The sequence below is a fragment of the Sediminibacterium sp. TEGAF015 genome, assembly GCF_025997995.1.
Classification (GTDB): domain Bacteria; phylum Bacteroidota; class Bacteroidia; order Chitinophagales; family Chitinophagaceae; genus Sediminibacterium.
Genome location: NZ_AP026683.1, coordinates 1,759,876 through 1,780,642 on the forward strand (window position 1 = coordinate 1,759,876; position 20,767 = coordinate 1,780,642).

Annotated in this window: 18 protein-coding genes; 8 read left to right on the plus strand and 10 right to left on the minus strand. The window is 39.4% G+C overall.

What is annotated here, in order from left to right:
• Window positions 1–3: 3 nt before the first annotated feature.
• Entirely contained in the window at window positions 4–1,551 is a 1,548-nt protein-coding gene (locus TEGAF0_RS07990; protein WP_264897564.1) for a serine hydrolase domain-containing protein, read from the plus strand.
• A gap of 35 nt (window positions 1,552–1,586) precedes the next feature.
• Here TEGAF0_RS07990 and TEGAF0_RS07995 read toward each other — a convergent pair whose 3' ends face one another.
• The 7 genes from TEGAF0_RS07995 to TEGAF0_RS08025 form a co-directional block, all read right to left on the minus strand.
• A complete protein-coding gene (locus TEGAF0_RS07995) occupies window positions 1,587–2,165 on the minus strand; it encodes a hypothetical protein (RefSeq protein ID WP_264897565.1) in 579 nt (192 codons plus the stop codon).
• 61 nt (window positions 2,166–2,226) lie between these two features.
• Window positions 2,227–2,655, minus strand: coding sequence for a hypothetical protein (locus TEGAF0_RS08000; RefSeq protein ID WP_264897566.1), 429 nt, complete (start codon window positions 2,653–2,655; stop codon window positions 2,227–2,229).
• Window positions 2,656–2,657: 2 nt separating this feature from the next.
• On the minus strand, window positions 2,658–4,181 hold the full coding sequence (locus TEGAF0_RS08005; protein WP_264901228.1) for a type VI secretion system amidase effector protein Tae4: 1,524 nt from the start codon (window positions 4,179–4,181) through the stop codon (window positions 2,658–2,660).
• A 69-nt stretch (window positions 4,182–4,250) separates the two neighbouring features.
• Window positions 4,251–5,510: a DUF1501 domain-containing protein gene (locus TEGAF0_RS08010; protein WP_264897568.1), complete on the minus strand. Its 1,260-nt coding sequence runs from the start codon at window positions 5,508–5,510 to the stop codon at window positions 4,251–4,253.
• A 1-nt stretch (window position 5,511) separates the two neighbouring features.
• Window positions 5,512–7,335: a DUF1800 domain-containing protein gene (locus TEGAF0_RS08015; RefSeq protein WP_264897570.1), complete on the minus strand. Its 1,824-nt coding sequence runs from the start codon at window positions 7,333–7,335 to the stop codon at window positions 5,512–5,514.
• Between the two features lie 54 nt (window positions 7,336–7,389).
• On the minus strand, window positions 7,390–9,435 hold the full coding sequence (locus TEGAF0_RS08020; RefSeq protein WP_264897572.1) for an OPT family oligopeptide transporter: 2,046 nt from the start codon (window positions 9,433–9,435) through the stop codon (window positions 7,390–7,392).
• Between the two features lie 18 nt (window positions 9,436–9,453).
• Entirely contained in the window at window positions 9,454–10,953 is a 1,500-nt protein-coding gene (locus TEGAF0_RS08025) for a peptide MFS transporter (RefSeq protein WP_264897574.1), read from the minus strand.
• 79 nt (window positions 10,954–11,032) lie between these two features.
• Between TEGAF0_RS08025 and purD the strand changes: the two genes are divergently transcribed.
• The 7 genes from purD to TEGAF0_RS08060 all read left to right on the plus strand — a co-directional run bounded on the left by purD (window position 11,033) and on the right by TEGAF0_RS08060 (window position 19,084).
• A complete protein-coding gene (gene purD / locus TEGAF0_RS08030) occupies window positions 11,033–12,319 on the plus strand; it encodes a phosphoribosylamine--glycine ligase (protein WP_264897575.1) in 1,287 nt (428 codons plus the stop codon).
• A 63-nt stretch (window positions 12,320–12,382) separates the two neighbouring features.
• On the plus strand, window positions 12,383–13,408 hold the full coding sequence (locus TEGAF0_RS08035) for a rod shape-determining protein (RefSeq protein ID WP_026750259.1): 1,026 nt from the start codon (window positions 12,383–12,385) through the stop codon (window positions 13,406–13,408).
• A gap of 15 nt (window positions 13,409–13,423) precedes the next feature.
• Entirely contained in the window at window positions 13,424–14,272 is an 849-nt protein-coding gene (mreC, locus tag TEGAF0_RS08040) for a rod shape-determining protein MreC (RefSeq protein ID WP_264897578.1), read from the plus strand.
• Complete coding sequence (locus tag TEGAF0_RS08045) at window positions 14,269–14,799, plus strand: rod shape-determining protein MreD (RefSeq protein WP_264897579.1); 531 nt, start codon at window positions 14,269–14,271, stop codon at window positions 14,797–14,799. Before mreC ends, TEGAF0_RS08045 begins: the two co-directional genes overlap by 4 nt.
• 71 nt (window positions 14,800–14,870) lie before the next feature.
• A complete protein-coding gene (gene mrdA, locus TEGAF0_RS08050; RefSeq protein ID WP_264897580.1) occupies window positions 14,871–16,979 on the plus strand; it encodes a penicillin-binding protein 2 in 2,109 nt (702 codons plus the stop codon).
• Window positions 16,976–18,322, plus strand: a complete 1,347-nt coding sequence (gene rodA, locus TEGAF0_RS08055; RefSeq protein WP_264897581.1) for a rod shape-determining protein RodA — start codon at window positions 16,976–16,978, stop codon at window positions 18,320–18,322. Before mrdA ends, rodA begins: the two co-directional genes overlap by 4 nt.
• Before the next feature lie 9 nt (window positions 18,323–18,331).
• A complete protein-coding gene (locus tag TEGAF0_RS08060) occupies window positions 18,332–19,084 on the plus strand; it encodes an MBL fold metallo-hydrolase (protein ID WP_264897582.1) in 753 nt (250 codons plus the stop codon).
• A gap of 36 nt (window positions 19,085–19,120) precedes the next feature.
• On the opposite strand, the gene TEGAF0_RS08065 is transcribed toward TEGAF0_RS08060, so the two are convergent.
• The 3 genes from TEGAF0_RS08065 to TEGAF0_RS08075 are packed head-to-tail and all read right to left on the minus strand — an operon-like array spanning window position 19,121 to window position 20,719.
• Complete coding sequence (locus tag TEGAF0_RS08065; RefSeq protein WP_264897584.1) at window positions 19,121–19,645, minus strand: hypothetical protein; 525 nt, start codon at window positions 19,643–19,645, stop codon at window positions 19,121–19,123.
• 22 nt (window positions 19,646–19,667) lie between these two features.
• Window positions 19,668–20,141, minus strand: coding sequence for a hypothetical protein (locus TEGAF0_RS08070; protein WP_264897586.1), 474 nt, complete (start codon window positions 20,139–20,141; stop codon window positions 19,668–19,670).
• A gap of 35 nt (window positions 20,142–20,176) precedes the next feature.
• Window positions 20,177–20,719 (minus strand): RNA polymerase sigma factor, encoded by a 543-nt coding sequence (locus tag TEGAF0_RS08075; RefSeq protein WP_264897588.1) that lies wholly within the window; start codon window positions 20,717–20,719, stop codon window positions 20,177–20,179.
• Between the last annotated feature and the right edge of the window lie 48 nt (window positions 20,720–20,767).

Sequence of the window (20,767 nt, forward strand, 5' to 3'; positions counted from 1 at the left end):
TCTATGCCATCGATATTAAAAAAAATGGTTGCATGCCTACTCACTTATTGTAGTGTAATCATTGCTTTAGCGCAAGAAAATCCCAATGCAAACTACCAGCCTCCTTTTTTTGCAGACAAAGAAAGAGTGGCAAAAGTAAAAGCACTGGCTCCTGTGATTCAATCGATGTACAGCAACTATGCAAAAGCCAATCACTTCCCAAGCTTTTCATATGGCGTAGTGGTAGACGGGGAATTGATTATCAGTGGCAGTGAAGGATACAACGATATTGCCAACGGAACCAAGGCCAATAGCAGAACCATGTACCGCATTGCTTCCATGAGCAAAAGTGTTACAGCCATGGCCATCATTAAATTGAGAGACGAAGGAAAATTAAAATTAGACGATCCTGTTGCCGATTATATTCCCGAATTAAAAAACCAGGCACTCACCAAAGATGCAGCCCCAATAACTATTAGAGAATTACTCACACACTCCACAGGGTTACCAGAAGACAATCCCTGGGGCGACAGACAATTGGCGGATACAGAGGAAGAATTAATTGCATTATTCAAAAAGCATTTGAGCTTCTCGAATGTAAATGGCACAGAATACGAATACAGCAATGTTGGGTTTGCTACGCTGGGTTTAATCATTAAAAAAGTAACGGGCTTACCTTACAGCGAATATATCAACAGGCATTTTTTTAAAAGGCTGGGCATGCAGGCTGCATGGGAATACAGCAAAGTGCCTACAGCACAATTGGCAAAAGGCTATCGGTATGTAAATGATTCATTCAAAGAAGAAGCTTTGTTGCATGACGGCATTTATGGGGCCATGGGGGGATTAATCACCTCCGTTGAATCCTTCAGTAAATACATGGCATTGCACCAACAAGCATGGCCGGCAAGAAATGATGCAGAAAACATTATCATCAATAGAAGCAGTATCCGCGAAATGCACCAGCCCTGGAGATATGCTTCCTTGAACCCTTATTTCAATTATGGCAATGGCATTGCCTGCCCAGCCGTGTCCTCCTATGGTTATGGACTGAATATTTTTAGAGACTGCAACAACAAAGTATTTGTTGGACATAGTGGGGGATTGCCCGGATTTGGAAGTAATTGGCGCATCATGCCCGAATACGGCATAGGTGTAGTATTATTGGCAAATGTGACCTATGCACCAACCGCCTCCATTAATTTGAAAGTATTAGATAGCGTTATTAAACTAGCAGGTTTACAACCCAGACAAATACCTGTCTCTTCTGTATTACAGCAACGAAAAAATGAATTGGTAAAACTGCTGCCTAATTTTATCAACGCAAAACAGTCAGGTATTTTTGCTGAAAACTTTTTTGATGATTACTATACCGATTCCTTGGTAAAGCAAGCCACTGCTGCTTTTCAAACCATTGGCAAAATCACCAAAATTGAAGAAGTAATACCAGAGAATCAACTGCGCGGATCCTTCATCATTAATGGAGAAAAAGGAAAACTGAAAATCTTCTTTACGCTCACACCTGAAAATCCTGCATTGATTCAGGAGTATCGGTTGAGTGTGGTGAAGTGAAAAAAGGTTTGATTCAATATTATGTAAGAAGCGGATTAATAATCGATGTTAAAATCAGGAAAGAAAAGCTTTTGTAAACTCCACTTTCCCTGCTCTTTTTTAAAATAAAATAGTTTAGAATTTTGTCGGCTATAATTGTGGATATAACTAACAATTACACATTTATTATAACCCTCAAAAAAATATGGAGCAGTTATTTCAATCATACTTCTAGCTAAATCAGGATATTTACTAATGGCATTCAAATTGCGTGATTGAATAGTATCATTATTATAAAAGCAACTTATATCCACTAAGAAACTTTCAGATATATAATTTGCGAAATTCAATTCAACTGCATTTTCATAAAGTTTGTCAAAAAAATTATTTTTATCCTGCTCTACTTTGAATACTGTTGTATCATTTTTTAATACAATTGAATACCAATTCGTATAAGAAAGGTTGGTCTTGCTAAATGTTCTCGGCTTTACTTTATTATTTATTTTGGATATGCCTTGGGTTGGCAAGTAATCTTTAACTAAGAAGTTCAAGAAATTAGACATTTCTACAGAGTCTCTTTGAGCAGAACACACAGAGGCTATTAAAAGAAAAAACAACAAAATAACCTGTCGCATAAAATAATCAAATGTAGTAAGGCTTGTATTTCTTTATCAGCTAAGTTTAAGATCTACAAGATTAATAATCAGTTCTCTTGATTTCAACACCGTTTTTATATAATGAAAGTCGTTTCAAAATTAAGCTTCCGTCCGTTTTCTGTTTGAAAATTCTAATTGAGGAATCTATCGTTTGAGCCTTTTGAAAAAACTGGATGTCTTTTTGTTTTATAATTCTATTTTTATAATCAATTTTTAAATCACCTTTTTCAAAAATTGTATCATTTCTTTTGGTATAATCATGTAGAGTAATAATATATTTTTTATCATTTAAATAATACTGATAACAAGTGGAGTATAGATATAAACCAAACTCATCCTTAATTGTATAAGTCACTTTTCTTTTTGTATAAATATGGTTACCGATTTTTACTTTTACTTGAGAATAACCAAAGCTTAAAAATAAAGTAGCTAATACTAAGGACGAAAAATATTTGATAGCTATTTTCATATTTAATCATTTAATATCCAAATTCGGATTGATTTTACGCCCCCTCTTGGAGTTATATAAGAGTTTGTAATACATCTGCCATTTATAATTGCATCAACATGACCAGAATAACCGGCACCTGTACTTGCGGAAACATCTTTATTTATAATAACGTATATACCGCTTTTCCCCTTAAGTAATTTAAACACTTCAGAAAAATTATTTGCAGCATTCCCAACTAATTGAATAGGAGTATCTCCATATGCATCAATCATATATTTTTCAAAAGCTACGGCATTGAGAATATAGTTTTTTTGATCAGCCCCTTTTTGAGTTATTTGTATTGGCGGGTTACCATATTTCAGAATAGGAATTGGCTTACTAGGGTCTGAATAATTTAATGCTCTTGAACCTCTAACTGCACAAGCATTTTCATAAATTTTTGGTTCACTTTCAAAACTTCGTTTAAGTGACCCACCAACTAGATCATAAACCTGCCATGCTTCCATTTTTTGTGTATTACTTATTTTAGGAAAAAATATTAACCAGTCACTCAATTTGGGCAAAGGTCTCTGAATAACAGGTTCCTCATATTCTATTAAATTAGGGTTATTAATTATTTCCCCATCTTGACCTTCAGAGTTGCCGAACATATTGTCTAATTCATCAAATGTCAAATTAAGAGTAGTAGGAAACTCAGAATTTGGAGGATTTAAAGGAGTATTCACACCATCTCCAATAAATGGTGCCCATGAACCATCACCGCCTGTATTAACCCCGCCATCAGGATAAGAGGGAGGAAGGCCAGGCCAATTAATTGAATTAAACCAATTGAACCAATCAATTCCAGGGCCAGCTCCCCCTTCAATACTAATTACTGCGCCGCCTCCATCGCTCGCTTCTGGATCCAATACAAATATACTACCGTCCAATCCGAAGCAACCCCAATTACCATTAATATCTCTTCGAGGTACTGCAATAATATGACTTACTAAACATCGAAGGAAGGCACCAAGCCAGGTCTCAGTTGACCTTACTGTAGAAGTATTTTGTATTAAATCAACATTTGCTTTCTCTTTTTTTTCTTCGGCTTGCCTTATACCTTGTTTAAAAACAACCTTCTTGTACACATATGTAACCATATCAATAAACTCATAAAAACCTGTAAAAGGTGTACCAACCTGATTATCAATTGAAACTACTCTAATAAATTGAACATAGAGTTTATCTGTCTTAGTAAAATAAAGATTCCCACCACCGCTACTCAATGGCATTTTCAAAATCATTTGACCCTTGTAATATGTTTTTAGAGTTTGCTCTAAGATTGGCTTTGGTCCATTTGGCATCAACTTTTGATATTTGTTTATCCAAAGCAGCAACTCTTGTTTTGAAATGTTCTCAGGTAATTCACGATTAATTACATCTCCTGTTTTTTTGCAACCCGAGAAAAATAGACTAGCAAATAAAAACAATACTAAAGTGAGAAAAAATGAGGGGGGGTAATTTAAATAGACGCATAAGTAATTGGTGATTTGAATAATATTCACCAATACTAAACTTTATTTCAATAGAGAATTGCTACTACAAAAAATACCGTGAAAACACGGTATGGAGCACTATAGAATAATCTCCAACGCTTTCCCCTCCCACTTAGGAAATAATACACCGTTATTATTGATGCCTAAATGCTTGTTGGCTACTCCGCTAAATACCGATCTAAAATCTGTGGTAACAGGTAAATCGCGTTGGTCTTCTAATTGATCTTTGGCGAGTGAACCTATTTGTTGATACACTTTTCCGCCTTGTACATCATTGCCTAAAATAAAAGAACAACTGGCCCTTCCATGATCGGTGCCCCCTGTTCCGTTTTGTGCTACGGTTCTGCCAAACTCGGTCATGGTCATCAGGGTTACATCGTCTTGGTAAGCACTCATATCATTCCAGAAGGCAGCAATGCTATCACTAAAGTCTCGCACATTGCGAGCGAACACGCCATTGACGGTGCCCTGATTAAAGTGAGTATCCCATCCCCCGCTTTCAGCAAAAGCTACTTCTAAACCAATATTCATTTTAATCAACATGGCAATCTGTCTTAATGAATTGCCCAATGGGCTATTGGGATATACCACACCCGTAACAGGTTTGTAATTTTTAATATCGTTCGGGTTTAGCATTTTCATGGCTTCAAAACTTTCCTTGCCTGCCCTGTTTAACAAACGATTGCTGGTTTGTTCATACAATTCTTCAAAAGACCCTGCAGTCAAATTTGCAGCCATCGGATTCCCCTTCGTCTGCAAGGCAAAATCTTCCAGGTTGCTAATCGCCAATGCATCTTCATTTCCATACAAGCTTCTTGGCAATGCACCAGTAATGCTTACCGCCCTGAAAGGGCTGGCATCATGGCCCATCAATCCAACTGCTCTGTTTAGCCAGCCACTGGAAGTGCTTTTGCTAAAAGGAGTTCCCGACTCCATATAGTCCTGCGCATCAAAATGACTGCGGGTATTATTAGGGCTACCTACCCCATGTGCAATGGCCAATCTTTTATCTGCAAAAAATGGTTGTAGAGATGCAAAGCTCGGATGCAATCCAAACTGTCCGTCTAAATCAAATAATTTACCAGCTCCATTGGTAGGATCCATGAATAAGGTTGGCCTTGCTTTTTTCAATTCCATATCGGTAAACGGTGTTACAGCCATAAGTCCATCCATGGCTCCTCTTTGAAAAATGCAAACCAATACTTTGTTTCTCTTGTACGGTGCAGCTGGCATAGCCGCTGCAGCAGCTCGCGTAATAAAGGATGGAATTCCTCCAGCAATGCCGGTGGCAAAAAGGGCCATAGCCCCTGATCGCATAAAAGCTCTTCTGCTGCTCATATTATTTTCTTTGAAATTCAGGTGAACCAATAATGATACCTACTACTTGAGAAAGCAATGTTTTATTTCCCTTATCTAAAATCATTTTTTCTTCCGCAGTATTGCTTTTGGATACATCTATCATGCTTTCAGTTTGCTTGTTGGTACTGGTTGCTGATAAATCTGCTCCCGCTGCCTTATTTATTTTTTCCTCCACTGCTTCGTCGTTTACCAATGGAATTAACCGTTTGATATTGGCGGTATGATCACGTTGCGGCAACAATAGATTACTATACACCGTTAATGCATCAATGGCACTTTCAGGTTCATGATAATTATTTAGAGCTGCCAAATCCATTCGCACTCCTGGAATTTTCTGTGAAGCAAATGCCAAACCAAAATTCATCCGATTCAACAAAGACCCTGTATTGATCCAATAAGATGCTCTATCAGGAAATCCAGTGGGTGCCTGGTAATAATAGAAACGTTGTCCCATTTTAGTACACCAGTTAAACAATTGAAAAGGCTGAATTATCTGTGCATTGGTAGCCCTTACGGCACTGATCACCAATTCAAAAGGGGATTTCACTTTTTCGTGCGGTGCCGTTTTTTTCCAGAATGCAGGATCATGCACCATAGTGCGCAAAACGGCTTTTATATTTCCACCAGTAGACTGAAATGTCTTCACCATATTTTTAATCAAAGAAGCGGAAGGCGTATCGCTCACAAATCGGGTAGCCAATTTGGTACAAATAAATTGCGCGGTAGAAGGATGTTCTGCCAACATAGTCAATACATCTACCCCTTCCTGGTATCCGCCATTGGCAGAAAAATTTTTATTTAAGATAGTTTTGGCTTCATTATCGTGTTGATCTGCTCTGAATAGAAAATCTCCTTGCATAACAAATCCTCTCCGAGACAATTGTTCTGGATTCAACCGTTCCAATAAATTTCTTCCGGGTCCATCTTTTGCCAGAGGCATAACTGTCCAACCCGTCAACGCCCTTGCAACCGCTGTAACATCTGCTTGCGTATATCCACCGTCCACGCCCAGTGTGTGCAATTCCATTACTTCGCGTGCATAGTTTTCATTTAAGCCTCTTGCATTTCTAGGGGCATTAGCATTCAACCTTGGCGCATTGCGCACACTCACACTACTGGCATTGTCTAAATACTCCAACATTGCAGGATGCATCGCAGTGGCTAATAATAGGTCTTTGAAATTGCCTAGCACATTCGGTCTTATGGCGTCTCGCTCGTAAGTATATATAAATTGCTGGCACTGATTCTTGGTAGCAGAAACATTAAAATGATTGAACCAAAAATCCGTTAATACTTCTTGTAATTGATTGTTGCTATAAGCAGCGCGCAATATTTTCTGCACCACCAGTTCCCGATGCAATTCCTGTATGGGCAAATAGCCTTGCTGTTGCATCAATTGCCTTACTTGTGCCCTGTATGCTGCTTGATCTGCCTGTATGGAATCTCTGTTGAGCAATCCGTTGCGAGTAGCCAATCGGATTACTTGTCCTGCATTCAAATAGCGATTTACAATACTATCATTATTCAGCTGCAAAGATTTGAAATTCGCCAATCGCTTATCCAATGAAACATTGAGCTCATTGGCTTCCAGTTGTTGCTCAAACCAGTTGTCAATGCCCATCGCCACTACCGCATCAACCTGGCCGGGTTTGGCACCAAAACTAAATCGATCCAATAAACGGGCTGCGGCTTGTGCCGGTGTATAGCCATATTTTTTAAAGGGGATTGGATCTGCCGCACTAACAGTGAACACGAAAAGGAATAATAAACCCATCCCAACACAGAACGGCTTCGCAAATTTCATAGCCTGAATTTGCAGTAAGATAGCTAAACGAAACAAAGGTTTAAAGCAGTCGGGTTATTTTTTAGTCGCTACTTTGTAAAGTATTCCTGCCATAGTAGCAAAGAATAAAGTACCGAGAATAAAATAGCCGTTTTCAGAGAGTAACTGTACCAGATTGTGTTCCTGACTCACTGCGGCAAGGAATTTCTCCCCTCCCGAAGAGCCAGCAATAAATGCAATGACCACACCAGCTACAGCACCTCCTGCAACTAAGCCTGTTGCAAACAAATTGCCCTTTCCCAATTCTTCTTCTTCCGCACTCAATTGCACATTGGCTTTCTTTTGCTTGGCTTCTACAACACCTCTGATAGCACCGCCCAAAAAGATAGGCAAAGTGGTGGCCAACGGCAGGTAAGCTCCTACTGCAAAGCTCAAGGACTTTATACCACAGAGCTCCATAGTAACCGCTAAGAATACCCCTGCAAAAACATATTGCCAATCTAAGTTTTGGGAAAGAATACCTTTAATCAATGTGGCCATTAAAGTGGCTTGTGGTGCAGGATATTTCTCGGTTCCTATGGCATGGTTAATGCCCTGGTTCAACATTTCAGAACTTGGCTTATCTAAAAATTTCACAGTCAAACCAATGACAATGGATGATACAATGGCACCCACAAACAAAGCAATCTGTTGGTTGCGTGGTGTGGCACCCACAATGTATCCGCTTTTTAAATCTTGTGAAGTAGCACCCGCATTGGCAGCAGCAATACAAATCATACCGCCTACAACCAAGACCAGCGGTTCAAAACTTTGACCTGTCCAGCCCACACTTAAGAAGATCAAACTGGTTCCCATAACTGTGGCAATGGTCATACCACTGATGGGATTATTCGAAGACCCAATCAAACCAACGATTCTAGAAGAGACGGTTACAAACAGTGCACCAAATAAAATTACCAATACCCCAATCAATAATTTTTGCAAAACACTATCGCCAGGTACTTGTGGCAAAATGGTAATTAAAAGTATTAGTCCAACAGCGCCCCAACCTACTACTTTCAAACTCAAATCTCTATCAGTTCTAAGAATAGTTCCAGCTGTTCCACTGTTTTCTGCCTTTAAAGAAGCTACTGAACCCTTCACTGATTTAACAATCGTTGGAATGGTTTTAATTAAGGTGATAATACCACCTGCTGCTACTGTACCCGCTCCAATTTGTCTGATATAGGCATAATAAATAGCAGAAGAATAATCTGCAAACGTATGTGTAACCGGATCCCATCCACCCTTACCGCCTGCTACTGCAAGGTCCGCCAAGTAGCCTAGTTTCACCAATTGCGCTGCAATTACATCGGGTGGAACCAATGTAGAAAACAAAGGAATAAATACTAGCCAGCTCAACACACCGCCTGCTACCAATACACCACCAATCTTTGGACCAATGATATACCCTACGCCCAAGTACTCTGGCGTAATTTCTCCACTAACTTTAGCAGAAGGAAAAAATTTATTGATTTGCTGTGTAGCATAATAAGGGGTCTCTGCAATTACATGCAATACTTTTTGTAAGAGCGCATATACAAAAGCAACACCTAATCCCCAGAAAGCGGTCTTGGCAAAATCACCACCCTTCTCTCCTGCTTTCAAAACATCACCACAAGCTGTTCCTTCAGGATAAGGAAGATTATCGTGTTCGTTTACAATTAAGGCTTTGCGCAAAGGCACCATTAACAGCGTACCCAATAATCCCCCAACAATGGAAAGAATCAGAATCGTGAGATAATTAAAATACGAAGCACTATCCGGTGCCGATAAAAATAAAAATCCCGGTAAGGTAAATGCCACACCCGCTGCAATACTTTCACCTGCAGAACCTGTAGTTTGAATGATATTATTTTCTAGTATGGTCGTCTTTAAAAACTTTCTACCCAAGGTGATGGCAATCACCGCAATAGGAATAGAAGCAGATACGGTTAAACCCGCTTTCAATGCCAGGTACACAGTAGCTGCGCCAAAAATAACACCGAATAAGCTACCCACTAAAATGGACTTCACGGTTAATTCCGCCATATTCGACTCAGGCGCCACAAAGGGTTTGAATTGCTTGGTTGGTTGCGACATAATTGGAAGTATTTTAAATTAATCCATCATTTTTTTCAACTTGCTTGCAATGATAAACAAGATCAAAGAAGCGGTTCCTGCCATCACCACAAACATCATGAAATAGTCGTATAAATTGGTTATAGCAAAGCCTAACACATAAGTAGTTTTTCCATCAGGATACAAAGCACTCAATACACCGGCCAGTTTATTGGCAAATGCATTTGCAGTGAACCACACAGCCATTAATAAAGAAGCAAATTTGATGGGTGCTAGTTTATTCACGAGCGACAATCCAATGGGTGACAAACAAAGTTCTCCGCTGGTATGCATAAAGTACATGCCAGTCAGCCACATCATACTTACTTTAATTCCTGGCTGCACATCTTTTACACCAAAAGCAATCCACAAATACCCCAAGGCCAGCAAAAATAAGCCCAGTGCCATTTTCATAGGAGAAGAGGGTTCCCGCTTACCCATTTTCAACCATAGAAAAGCAAAGATGGGCGCAAGTATCACTACAAAAGTGGAGTTCAAAGATTGAAAGAAACTGGCGGGCACCACAAAAAAACCTAGGTCTCGGTTGGTCTGCTCTTCGGCAAAAAAAGTTAGCGAAGCACCTGCCTGTTCAAAAGCGCTCCAGAAAAAGATAACAAAGAAAGAGACTGTGAAAATCACAGCTACTTTTTTCTTTTCCAATGCGGATAATGTTTTGTCGGAAAAGACTATAAATGCAATGAGTAGAATACTTGCAATCAACAAATAGAACAAGTAACTAAATACTTTTACATCTACATATATTAGACCGATACAAATCAGCGAAAATACCCCTAAGGTTCCCAATATGAATGTTGGTTTCAAAAACTTGGCGGGTGCATTTTCGGGAGTCAATCCCAACACTTTTCCCTGTGGATCCAATACATATTTGTTATGCAAAAACTGCAGGGTAACTACACTCAGCAGCATTCCAATCCCCCCAGCCAAAAAAGCCCACTTAAAATCGGCAGGATTGCCTGTATCGCCTACAAGGCCGCAAATAAAAGGCCCCAAAGCACCGCCCACATTAATTCCCATGTAAAATACCGTATAAGCAGAATCAGTTCTGGTATCCCCCTTGGCATACAATTGACCAACCAAAGAAGAAATATTCGGTTTAAAAAATCCATTTCCCGCTATCATGAAACCTAGACCTGAAAAGAAGAGCCAGGCCGATGCATCCGGATTGGAATTGTATAATGCACCACAAAAAAACAGGATGAATTCTCCTATGGCCATTACAATACCCCCCAACAAAATAGAGCGTTTATTGCCCCAATAACGGTCGGCAAAATACCCCCCCACCAATGGAGTCAGGTAAATCAGGCCGGTATAACTGCCATATAAATTAGAAGCAAATACTTTATCGAACATCAGCGCCTTGGTCATGAACAAAACCAGGATAGCGCGCATGCCATAGTAGTTAAAACGTTCCCACATTTCAGTTGCGAACAATACATAGAGTCCTTTTGGATGGCCAACGGATTTGGTCTTCTCGGTCATAGCAAACATTTTCGTTAATGGCTCAAAATAGTAATAAAAATGAAAGGGATGGGTTATTTTCGCCACCAATTTAGTCTACATGAATATTCTTTTATTAGGGAGCGGAGGACGCGAACACGCATTGGCCTGGAAAATGGCCCAGAGTCATCACTGTGATCAATTGTATATAGCACCCGGAAACGCAGGCACAGCAAGCTTTGGCATCAATCTCAACCTTTCGGTTACCGATTTTGATGGCATTAAGCATACTTGTATAGAAAAAGAAATTCATATGCTGGTGGTTGGGCCTGAAGAACCACTGGTGAAAGGCATCTACGACATCTGCAAGAACGATGAAGCCTTGCAACATATCATTGTAGTAGGACCTTCCAAAGCCGCAGCGCAATTGGAAGGCAGCAAGGCATTTAGTAAAAAATTCATGGAAAGACATGGCATTCCAACTGCCAGCTATGCAGAATTTACTGCGGATAGTTTTGAGGCAGGCAAAGCGTATATCCAGCAGCATACTTTGCCAGTAGTTTTAAAAGCAGATGGATTGGCTGCAGGAAAAGGCGTAGTAATTGCCAATTCTACAGAGGAAGCACTGGATTGTTTCAGTGAAATGATTCTCCAGAAACAATTTGGAGCTGCCAGCGAAAAAGTAGTGATTGAATCCTTTTTAAAAGGAATTGAGGTCAGTGTATTTGTATTAACCAATGGTTCCGCCTACCATATTATCGGGCACGCCAAAGATTATAAGCGAATTGGAGAAGGAGATACCGGTTTGAACACCGGAGGAATGGGCTGTGTAAGCCCTGTTCCATTTATGGACGCCGCTTTCATGCAAAAAACCGAGGACCGCATTATACGCCCTACAGTTGAAGGGTTGGCCAAAGAAGGGCTGGAATACCATGGATTTATCTTCTTCGGCTTAATGAATATGGGCGGGGAGCCCTTTGTGATTGAGTACAATTGCCGCCTAGGGGATCCTGAAACTGAAGTGGTACTTCCCAGACTGCAAACCGACCTGGTGGCTTTGTTTGCGGCCATGGACAATGGAACTCTAGAAGATGCCAATATCAGTTTTGATTCACGAAGTGCCGCTACAATTATGGCAGTTAGCGGAGGATATCCGGGCGATTATGCAAAAGGGAAAACCATTGAATTGCCCGCTGCTGCTGAGGTTCCGAAGGATACCCTGATATTTCATGCAGGAACTATTTCCAAAGAAGAGCAGGTTTTAACAAATGGTGGCAGGGTTTTAGCTGTTACAGCCTATGGTGAAAACATAAGCGATGCCGTTGCCAAATCAAAGCAAACCCTTAAAAAAATCAGTTTCGAGGGAATGTACTACAGAAATGATATTGGCTTTGAATTCCCTTGTTAATTCCACTAATTTCAAGCACCTTTGTACACATTGCATTCAAATACATAAGAACCGAACCATACAATGGGATTATTTAATTTTTTTACACAGGAAATAGCCATGGATTTGGGTACTGCCAATACCCTTATCATTCATAACGACGATGTGGTGGTAAACGAACCATCTATTGTAGCATTAAACCGCAACAACATGAAAGAAGTGTTGGCGGTGGGCAAGAAGGCTTTAATGATGCACGAAAAAACACACGAAAGCATCAGAACCATTCGTCCATTAAAAGATGGTGTAATTGCCGACTTCAACGCAGCGGAATTAATGATTCGTGAGTTGATGAAAATGATTTATCCCAAAAAACCTTTGTTCCCTCCAAGCTGGAGAATGGTCATTTGTATTCCTTCCTCTATTACAGAAGTAGAGAAGCGTGCGGTAAGAGATAGTGCAGAACAGGCAGGTGCAAAAGAAGTATACATGATTCATGAACCTATGGCGGCAGCATTGGGTATTGGCATTGATGTAGAAGAGCCGGTAGGTAATATGATTATTGATATTGGGGGTGGTACAACAGGTATTACCGTAATTGCTTTGGCAGGTATTGTATGCGATCAGAGTATCCGTATTGCAGGGGATGAATTCACTGCAGACATCATGGAAGCATTAAGAAGATACCATAGTTTATTAATTGGTGAGCGTACTGCAGAACAAATCAAAATCAATGTGGGTGCTGCTATGAAAGATCTGGACAATCCGCCGGATGATATGCCCGTAAATGGTCGAGACTTAGTTACTGGCATTCCTAAACAAATCATGGTAAGCTATCAGGAAATTGCAGAAGCTTTGGATAAAAGCATTTTCAAAATAGAAGAAGCTATTTTAAAAGCATTGGAAACTACACCTCCTGAATTAGCAGCTGATATATATCGTAGGGGATTATACCTGACGGGTGGTGGAGCCCTCTTACGTGGTTTGGACAAGCGTTTAAGCGCTAAAATTAAATTGCCAGTACATGTTGCCGATGATCCATTGAAAAGTGTGGTAAGAGGTACGGGCTTGGCGCTGAAAAATTATCAGCGTTTCCCATTCATCATGAGATAGAACTGCGAATAGGCTTTGAAAAATATTTTCCTGTTTATACGGCAATACTTCAATTTCCTCAGCTTTCTGCTGTTGCAAATTCTTTGTATTGTAATGCTGAGTAATTCCAGCAAAACACATGAGACTTACTTCTCAGGCATTACATTTGAAGTGACTGGCTATTTCAACAGCCGCTATGCCAAGCTGCAGCAATACTTTCAATTGAAAGAAACCAACCAGCGACTGGCTGTAGAAAATTCCCGCTTAAGAAATGCTCTGTCTAGCAATTTTATATCGCCAGACACGACTGCCCTTCAAATTACAGACAGCACTTACAGAGATACATTGGGTAGGAACAGAAAATTCATTTATTTGCCCGCCAAAGTAATTGGTAACTCTTACACACTGCAGAACAATTATCTAATGCTGGAGAGAGGAGAAAACCAGGGAATTAAAAAAGGCATGGCTGTTGTTGGTCCTGATGGAATTGTAGGCGTAGTAGTTGATGTTTCCGCCAATCTGAGCAAAGTAATGAGTCTGCTTCATAGAAATAGCAAGGTTTCTGCCATGTTGAAGAAAGACAATACTACAGGAAGCATTGAATGGGATGGTGCAGATCCATCCTTACTGATTTTAAGAAACGTTTCTAAAAGTGCAAAGGTAGTAAAGGGTGATACCGTGTTAACCAGTACTTATTCTGCTAACTTTCCTTCACATTTAATGATTGGAAGAGTTGCTACCATTACTGCAGATCCTGCTACCAATTATTATACTTTAAAAATAAAGACCGCTACGAATTTCTTTAGTATTCAAGACGTAGATGTAATTTACAATACCCGATACAACGAACAAATAGAACTGGAAAATCGCAATAAGAATCAATGAGTAACCTTTTAATCAATATATTCAGGTTTGCCTTTTTCATTCTGTTACAAGAATTTGTACTGAATAAGATTCCAGCATTGCATCAGTTCATTGTTCCTTATCTTTATTTTGTATTCATTCTTTGGCTGCCATTTAAAATGGGCAGATGGGGTGTTTTGGCACTTTCGTTTCTATTCGGATTAACGATGGATTTTTTTACTGGAACCATGGGATTACACGCTGCGGCCTGTACCTTAATTGGATATATACGTCCCTTTTTATTAAGTTTATTGATACCACAAGAAACCACAGAGCAAAGCTATGTAGAACCAAGCATCAAGAGCATGGGCTGGGCACCTTTTGGACTGTATGTAGGCTTACTCACATTTGTACACCATTTTTACCTGGTGCTGCTGGAATGGCTTCAATTCGGAAGTTTTGGTTATTTCCTTGGAAAAGTGGCAGGCACTACCGGTATCAGTTTGTTACTGATTTTTTTGACTGAGCTTTTATTTAACAGAAAAGCCAAGTACAGAACCAATAGCTAAAATTATTCCTGTCAACAACCCTGCAGATTGCTTAATTTCACGGTGTCAAAACCATTGACAGTTTCCTGCATATGTCCGTATTTAATCAAAGCCGTGGAAGGGTTATCCAAATCATCATTGGGGCTGTATTTATAGTCATTACTGCTCAACTCATTAACCTGCAGATTTTTTCTTCTCAATACAAACTGGCTGCAGAAAACAATGCCATATATCGGAAAATTATTTACCCTGACAGAGGCATTATTTTCGATCGTAAAAAAAGAGCCTTACTAGAAAATACCATCAGTTTCGATTTAGTAGTTACGCCTGCTGAAACTAAAGGCACAGACACGGCAACACTTTGTGCTATTTTAGGCATTGACACTTCAGAGTATAAAAAAAGAATGCTGGATGCTATTTTTAAAAATACCCGAGTGCGTCCTAGTATTTTCGAGCCATTATTAAGTCCCGATTTGTATGCCAAGCTTACAGAAAACATGTATAAGTTTCCGGGGTTTGTACTTAGTGAACGATCAGTAAGAACCTATCCGTTTAATACTGCTGCTCAATTGCTGGGATATATTGCTGAAGTGGATACAGCTTATTTAAGAAAAAACAAACACCTTGGTTACGAAATGGGTGACTACGCAGGTATGAGTGGACTGGAGAAAACCTATGAATCTGTGTTGATGGGACAAAGAGGTATCAAAAGATTTATTAGAGACAATAAAAGCCGGATTCAGGGTTCTTATGAAAATGGAATTTTTGATACCATACCTATTGCCGGAAGAAACCTTTATACCAGTATTGATGTAGAAGTACAACAATTGGCAGAGCAATTATTACAGAATAAAATAGGGAGTGCTGTAGCCATTAACCCAAGAACGGGTGGCATCATCAGCATGGTTTCTAGTCCTACTTATAACCCGAATGTACTTACCGGAAATGCGCGTAGAAAAAATTGGGGAAGGATGGTGATGGATACTGCCAAACCTATGTATAACAGAGCTATCAAAGGTCAGTATCCTCCAGGCTCTACTTTTAAACCATTGGGTGCTTTAGTTGCGTTGGATCAGGGATTAATAACTTCTGACTATGGCATTGGTTGTGCAGGAGGCTATGGTGCCTGTGGTGGTGTATACGTAAGATGTGAACATAGTAATGCAGGACATGCTGCCAATTTACGATTGGCATTGGCCAATTCGTGCAACTCTTATTTCTCGGATGTATTTAGAAAAGCACTGGACAATAAAAAATGGGGAAATTCAAATCAGGGCTATTTAAAATGGAAAGAATACATGAATGCCTTCGGTCTCGGAAGAAGATTGGAAGTAGACTTGCCCAGTGAAGACAAAGCCAATATTCCTGACACCAGTGTGTACAATCGATTTTTTGGAGGAGCCAGAAGATGGAATAGCTGCAGTGTATTAACACTAGGTATTGGACAGGATAAAATGACTGCCACCCCTTTGCAAATGGCCAATCTGATGTGCATCATTGCCAACAGAGGATATTATTTCCCACCACATTTTGTTGATAGCATCGAAAATGAAAGAACAGAAGATACTACCCTACTGAATAAATATCGGACCAAGCATAAGGTAACCAATATTTCAGACAGAGATTATCAGGCGGTAAACGATGGAATGCACGATGTAACTATTTACGGTACTGCTGCTCATATCAAAATACCAGGTGTAGAATATTGTGCTAAGACAGGTACAGCACAAAACCCTCATGGAAAAAACCACTCCTTGTTTGTTGCATTTGCCCCTAAAGACAATCCCAGAATAGCAGTAGCTGTGGTTGTAGAAAATGGAGGATATGGATCTGTTGCAGCAGGCCCAATTGCCGGATTGATCATGGAGAAATATTTGAATGACACTTTAAGTACTGCAGGGAAAGCAACTGCAGAAAGAATCACCAACATGGATCTGGTACCACAAGCCATAAAAAACTGGTATACTCGAAAAGATGCAGAACGTGCTGCACGACTGGCAAAACTTGCATTGGAAGAAGCTGCTGAAAAAGAAGAGGCTGAAACCAATAAAGAAATTCCTAAAAACAATACGGAAGCCATTTTAGAACAGGGAAGCAAACCTGTAGGCAATAAAAAAGATAGTACTGAAAAATATAAAATTAAAGCCGCTCTGTTGATTTCAGAATCTAAGAAGAAAAAAATGGAGGGTCGCAGACAATGACAAAAAATAAAAGTATCTCACAGGGAGTAGATTACCCTGTAATCTGGCTATATGCTACTTTGGTAGCCATTGGCATCCTTTGCATTTTCATGGTAGAATACCGTGAAGGTATTAATGTATTCAGTTCTTTTATTGGTGGAAAAACAAATTATAGCAAGCAACTATACTTTGCGGGATTTTGTGTCTTGATTGCTACCTTCATTATTTTAACTGACAGCAAACTCTTTACTGCATTTGCTAATCTGATGTACGTATTTGGCCTGTTACTTATGGTGGCCACTTTTGTAATCGGTAAAAATATCAACGGATCTAAAAGCTGGATTCCTTTAGGAGGCGGTTTTAACTTGCAACCTGCAGAACTCTGTAAAATTTTTACTGCACTTGCATTAGCCAAATTTTTATCTAGACAGGAAATTGATTTCAGTAAATTAAAATATCAATTAATTGGAGGTGCCATCGCAATGGCCCCGGCCGTTTTATCCATTTTACAACACGAACTTGGTCTTGCACTGGTATACACATCTTTCCTGATTGCCATGTATCGAGAGGGATTGCCGGCACAAATTCTGATTATTGGTTCATCATTTGGCGCATTGGTAATTGCTTCATTAATTATTGAGCCCAATACCTTGTTGATAGCCTTAACTATAATTGCTGTGTTTCTAATATACATAGCCAGAAGACAAGCTAAGCGAAACAAAGGAGTAATTACCATCATTTTTATTGCCTGGTTAATTAGTGCAGGAACACAAAGATTTGTGATTCCCTATATTTTCAATAATGTATTAGAGTGTTACCAGAGCACCCGTATCTATAGCATGGTAGGTAAAGACTACAATTGTGCAGACAATGTAAAGTCGATGAAGAAACAGCAGACAGGAAATGAAAAAGCACCTAGAAAGCCTGACGATTACAATGTACGCCAAAGTAAAATTGCTATTGGTTCGGGAGGGTTTACAGGCAAAGGTTTCCTGAAGGGTACACAAACACGAGGCAAATATGTTCCCGAACAACATACGGATTTCATTTTTACCTCTCTCGGCGAAGCTTTCGGTTTTTTAGGATGTTTATTCTTTCTGATTCTATACATAACACTGCTATTCAGAATCGTAAGAATTGCAGAAAGACAAAGAAGTACTTTCAGCAGGGTATACGCTTATAGTGTTGTCAGTATTTTATTTTTCCATATTGCCGTAAATGTGAGTATGACAATTGGATTGTTTCCGATTGTTGGTATCCCCTTACCACTAATTAGTTATGGAGGTTCTTCTTTGCTCACTTTTACTATTTTGATTTTTATTTTATTAAGACTGGATGCAGACCGCCAGATGGTTTTGCGTTAATTGAATATTATGACCATAATCCCCTTATCAGAAGGAAGTTTTACCATTGATAAAACCAAAGTATTTGTTCCTTTCGACACAACAAAAGAAGAATTAAACAGCAGACCTATTGGAAGTTTACTGGTTGAGATACAGCCATTTTTAATTATCACTTCTAAAGACGTGATATTAATAGATACAGGCCTTGGGTATAATATGTCCAATGGTATCCCGCAGATTTATTACAATCTGGAAAAAGCCGGATACAATCCTTCACAGATTACAAAAGTTTTAATGAGTCACTTACACAAAGACCATGCAGGAGGCATTACTACAAGAAACTTTCTGACAAGGGAGCAATTCATTGCTTTTCCTTACGCCAACTATTATGTGCAGAGAAGAGAATTTGAATTTGCCATGGGAATTGGCTCTGCTTCTTATGTACAGGAAGATATTGCCATTCTGGATGAATTTAGCAAAGTGGTTTGGCTTAATGATGATCAGGGATTCATTGATGGCTATATTGAATATCAGTTAACGGGTGCTCATTCCAAATATCATCAGGTGTTTACCATTACAGAAGGAAATGAAATCATTTTTTTTGGTGGAGACGATTCGCCTCAATTACAACAAATGAAAAGCAGATTTGTAGCCAAGTATGATTTTGATGGCAAAAAATGTATGGAATTGCGCAAACAATGGTGGGAAGAGGGAAAAGAAAAAGGCTGGAAGTACCTGTTTTACCACGATATCTCCAGCCCGGTATTTAATCATTCAACCTAATTATACAAAAAGTGTTGATTTTAAAAACCTATCTCCTTAATTTTTCCTAAAAGAGGAGTCTCTTTGATTACGCTCCATTATTCTTTTACGTAAAGCGGGCCTGTTTGGTTTTTGATTGGGACCTTGCGGCTTCATACCTCTACGCATCATTTCCTGACGCATCATATCATTGAAATTACGATCTAGCTTAAAAACAGTATTTACCCTTTCTTCATTGTTCAATACTTTTTTAAAGTCATTGTTATACTTCTTTCTGATAGAAAGTGCCTGCTCTTCAAAAGCCAGCTCCGCATCTTTATTGGCTTCACGGGCTTTTTTCAACTCGGCCATATAACTATTGTGTAAGGGCCAGAATTTCTGTGCTTCTTCTGCAGTTAAGTTCAATTGCTGTGTTATAAAAGCAACTTTCAGTGCTTCTACATGCGGAGGCTTAGGTGGCCTCGGCCCCCTGGGCTCTCCAGGTGCTCCGGGCATTCTGTCCATTTTACCAGGTGGCGGTGGTTCCTGTGCGTGTGCAGCAACAGCCACACTCATTGCCATCATTAAAAGTAATTTTTTCATTTTTGTTTTTTTTACGTTTTACTTAATCATTCAGATAAAGCTGCAGTTCTTCATCTGATATCCCAGTCACAGTTGTTCCGGTTACCCCATCTACAGTGTAGTGGTGTAAACTATTGTCCGATCCTGCCAATGCATTGGCAGACTGTAGATATTCGTCAATTGATTCATTGGGGATTTTTTGAACCCATTCATTTACATTCAAAGAAGTCAGTTCAGCATAGTCCATGCCTACTTGCTTTTCCAGCGTGTTTTTAGATGAATTCATCAGCTGTAATCCCCCCAAAACCAAAATACCTGTAACAACGGCGGCTGCCGCCCAACCGTACCATTTCCTTGCCGAATTCATACTCACTACGCTAGCCGAAGCAATAGGTTTTGGAATAGTCAACTTTTCAAAATAGTCCGCTGGCAGTGTTTGAACTGGCTTTTTGCTAATCCGGTTCAATAAAGGAGCAATCTGCTCCAATTCTTGCTCTATGGTTTGTTTGTTTTCCATACTCGATATATATGACCAATTGCCTTGCAAGGGGTTTAATTGGATTTGATAAATTCTTCAATTTTTTTAGCTGCATGGTGATAACTGGCTTTCAGTGCACCTTCGCTCGTATCGAGGATTTTACTCATTTGTTCGTAGCTCATTTCATCAAAATAGCGAAGTCCGAATACCAGTTTTTGTTTTTCGGGAAGTTGCTGAATGGCTAGTTGTAATTTCCATTCCAACTGATTGGCATCAAAATTAGCATCCGCTTTTACCTGATTGGCATAGCTTTCGGAAATATCATCAAAAGAATCAGCCTGTTTTCTGTTTTTCTGTGCCAAAAAACTAAGACTTTCATTTGTTGCAATCCTATAGAGCCAGGTGTAGAGCTGGCTGTCTTCCCGGAAATTATCCAGGGCATTCCATACTTTAATAAAGCTATTCTGTAGCACGTCATTAACATCATCATGATTAACCACCATTCTTCTGACATGCCAATACAATTTTTCCTGATATTTTTTTACCAGATCTGTGAATGCCGAATCTTTTTCAGAAGGGGTTTTTAGTCGCTTCACCAATGCTGTATCTTGATTCAAACTGTTACAATTGTATTTTAAGTTAGATAAAAAATGACTGTGAAGGTT